This is a genomic window from Stenotrophomonas sp., from assembly GCF_031995405.1.
Classification (GTDB): domain Bacteria; phylum Pseudomonadota; class Gammaproteobacteria; order Xanthomonadales; family Xanthomonadaceae; genus Stenotrophomonas.
In genome coordinates this window covers 6641-8982 of the sequence record NZ_DAMAGC010000149.1, presented here as the reverse complement: position 1 = coordinate 8982, position 2342 = coordinate 6641, and the positions used below count along the sequence as shown (strand labels likewise).

The window sequence follows — 2342 nt, the reverse complement described above, 5'->3', positions numbered from 1 at the left end:
GACTGCAAGGTGTTCGGGGTCGTGCGCGGGGCCGGCCAGGAAGTCACCTTGACCGAGGTATTGGCACCGGCCCCCTACCCGTTCTTTACCGGCTGCGAGCGGCAATGGTTGCGCGAGGAAGACGATGCGGTGATCGCCGTGCTGGGTCGCCGGGCCTTCGGTGCGGGTGGTTGCTGTGCCACCGGCGGCACCTGGCGGACGCGCGATGGACAGACCTGGGAGAAGATCAGCGAGAACGCGATTCCGTAGCGCGTTGGGGTTTCGGACGCCGGATGGAATGCAGCCACGCATGGCGTGGCTCTACCGGGCCGTCCGCCGTGTCGGCGCCGATTCAGGGCGTGGTGGCGGCCGGGCTTCCCGGGGACGGGGCAAACTGCAGGCGCGTCCACACCCCGTAATGGTCCGAAGCCCAGCGCCCTTCGGCGTAGGGCTGGTCGAACAGGATTTTCGCTTCGCGGGCCAGCAGGCGGTCCTGCTGGAAGAAGATGTGGTCGATGCGCGAGGGCGCCTGGTAGTAATGCCGGTTGAGCGTGCTGACCTGGGCCAGCGCGTTGTTGACATGCACACTGCCAAAACTGTCGCCGTACTGGTTGCGCAGCGCGCTCAGGTCGCCGGCATCCACCAATGCGTTGAAGTCGCCGGCGATCACCACCGGAGCATCACCGGCGGTACCGGCAATGAAGGTGAGCAGGTCCGCGACCTGTTCGGCACGGATGCGGCTGCCGGTCTCGTCCGAGCGCTCGTTGAGGTGGGTGGCATAGACGTTCACCGGCCTGCCGTCCACGTCGATGCGCAGGTGCGCGACGGTGCGGTAGTCGCCCAGCGGTGCCAGCAGGTGGTCGTTGCGCGCCAGCACCGGGCGCCGGGTCAGCAATGCGTTGCCATAGCGCTTGAAGCGGCCCGGCGGATCGGTGGACACGAACTGGTAGTCGTAGCCGAGCCGGCGTGCCAGCCATGCGGCCTGGTTGCGCACGTTCGGCTTCTGGATCACTTCCTGCAGCGCGATCGCGTCGGGGCGCAGCGCCTGCAGCTCGCGCAGGATCACCTTGCGCCGCGCCGGCCAGTTTTCCCGGTCGTGATGCAGGTTGAAGGTGACCATGCTCAGGCCAGGCGCGGTGTTGGCCGCCGTCACCGGCGGCGTCGTGGCCGCCGCAACCGGTGTCGGTTCGGCTGCCTGCGCGACACCGCTGAGCAGACAGGCCACGGCCAGGGCATGGACAAACGCACGGCGCACGCGTGCAGTGAACGCAGACGTCTGCATTACGGTGCCTTGCGTTCTGCGCGACGTACCGAAGACGGCACGTCGATCTCGACCTTGGCCGGCACCTGGGTGATGCGCAGCTCGCCATTCAACCATTGCGCCGGCGCACCGTTGACCAGGGTATCGCCCGGTTCGCCACTGTACGGCCAGCGCAGGATGACCCCGCCCTGCGGCGGCACCACGCCGGCCGCGACCTCCAGCACCAGCTGCTTGTCGCTGCGGCTCAGCGCATAGCTGAGCTGCCCGTTGGGCGTACGCAGGCCCTTGATCGCCACGCCCTTGCCATCCAGCCAGCGCGACGGCACGCCGGCGGCGAGCACCAGGCTGTCGTCGACATCGCGGTTGTAGGCGAACATGTCCAGCGCCGAGCGCACGAAGTCCGAGGCCACCCAGGCATGCGGCAGGTCGCCGACGAAGAACGGCTTGCGTGGCGTATGCGAGACCACTTCGGCCCATTGGTTCCACGCCTGCGGCGCACGGTCCTTGAAGAAGAACTCGGTGGCCTGCCAGGCGCGGTCGCGCCAGCCCAGGCGCACGAACGCGGCCACGTTGCGCCACTCGTACGGCGTGTAGTCCTTCCACTCGCGCTTGCCGTCGCGGCGTTCCACGAACTGGGTCCAATACCGCTCGAAGGTGTTGTCCAGGTACGGCTGCGGCAGGCGCCCCTGTTCGCCGCCCGGGGCCAGCGCGATGGTGGTCGAGGTGGCGTCGAAATCGCCCAGCTCGGCCGAACCGGGCAGGTAGTCGATCTTGTGCTGGCTGACCGCCGCCTGCAGCGAGGCGGTGAGGTCGTCACGGAACTGGTCGCGCGATGCGCTGATCTGCATGGCCTCGGCCTTGCCCAGCGTGCTGGCGATGATCGCCGCATCCTTGTACCCGCGCAGCGCCCAGAAATTGTCCCAGTACGAATGCATCGGCTTGGCCGAATAGCCTTCATGGCTGATCGACACCGGCATCATCCCGTAGAAGGCCGGATTGCGTGCGCGGTTCTCCTCGGTGCGCTCGCTCAGGCGCAGCTGCTCCATGTAGCCGTAGGCGCCCTGCACGTGCGGCCACATCGCCTCCAGGAAGGTCGTGTCGC

General features: G+C 67.8%; 1 protein-coding gene and 2 pseudogenes. 1 reads left to right on the top strand and 2 read right to left on the bottom strand.

What is annotated here, in order from left to right:
• Positions 1–249, top strand: a pseudogene (locus RTO53_RS18105) (hypothetical protein); the annotation flags it as partial.
• A gap of 82 nt (positions 250–331) precedes the next feature.
• Here the strand turns inward: RTO53_RS18105 and RTO53_RS18100 are convergent.
• Both RTO53_RS18100 and RTO53_RS18095 read right to left on the bottom strand, forming a co-directional pair.
• Positions 332–1261, bottom strand: coding sequence for an endonuclease/exonuclease/phosphatase family protein (locus RTO53_RS18100; RefSeq protein ID WP_312239099.1), 930 nt, complete (start codon positions 1259–1261; stop codon positions 332–334).
• Positions 1261–2342: pseudogene (locus RTO53_RS18095) on the bottom strand (coagulation factor 5/8 type domain-containing protein); the annotation flags it as partial. The gene RTO53_RS18100 and the pseudogene RTO53_RS18095, both read right to left, overlap by 1 nt.

Bases quoted from the DNA above. Each gene is read 5' to 3' on its own strand.
- RTO53_RS18100 (WP_312239099.1), bottom strand. From the start codon at position 1,261: ATGCAGACGTCTGCGTTCACTGCACGCGTGCGCCGTGCGTTTGTCCAT.